The sequence below is a fragment of the Oleiphilus sp. HI0079 genome (assembly GCF_001635105.1).
On sequence record NZ_LWFT01000782.1, the window covers coordinates 1 to 921 of the forward strand.

1 pseudogene is annotated in these 921 nt (G+C 50.3%); it reads left to right on the plus strand.

Annotated elements, in window-relative coordinates:
- A pseudogene (locus A3750_RS14615) lies at window positions 1–921 on the plus strand (hypothetical protein); the annotation flags it as partial.

Sequence of the window (921 nt, forward strand, 5' to 3'; positions counted from 1 at the left end):
AATATCGAGACGACACGCCACCAAGAAATTCAGGTAATCGGCAATGGCGAGTGGACTCTGGCTCTGGGCGGCCGCGACTGCTCATTACAGATGCACGAGCAAAAGCTTTTGGAAGTCTCGGTTACGGCTGAGGATTTGCAAAACGCACTTGCCCATGCGGTAAAAGCCGGCCGTGATGCAGAAGTAAAAGTATTGAGCCAGGACATTAAAACGCTGGAGGCGATGGAACAAGAAGCGGAGCGCTTCGGCGAGGCCGTCGGCCTAGACAACGTCTCAACATTTGAATGCATCGTTGATCGCGACAAGCACTTCTTCATGGAAATGAACACACGCATTCAAGTTGAGCACCGCGTAACCGAGCTCTGCTACAGTTTGCGCTTCGCCAACCCAGAGAACGACAATGAACACTTTGTTGTCACGTCACTAGTGGAAGCCATGGTTCTTCTTGCAGCACACGGCAAACGACTACCAAAGCCGACTAGAGTTCCTCGTTTTAATGCCTCTGTTGAGGCGCGCTTAAACGCGACAAATGACGCGCTTGCACCGCATGCTGGCGGAGTGATTAAACACTGGTCTAATCCTCTTGAAGGCGAGATTCGAGATGATCAGGGCATCAGTTTGCATAACCCTGATACAGACGTATTCATGACCTATCATCTAGCCGGCGCCTACGATAGCAACGTTGCACTGTTGCTCACGGTCGGCAACAGCCGAATGGAAAGCTATCAGCGGCTGTCTGAAATTTTGCGTGTCACCAAACTTGAAGGCAAAGACCTCTCTACTAACCTTGAATTTCACTACGGTTTGGTCAACTGGTTCATCGGCAATAATATTAATGCCCGACCCACCACGCGATTTATCGTGCCTTATCTAACAGCGGTGGGCCAATTAAAGCAGGTCGCAAACGACCTTGATGTAGAT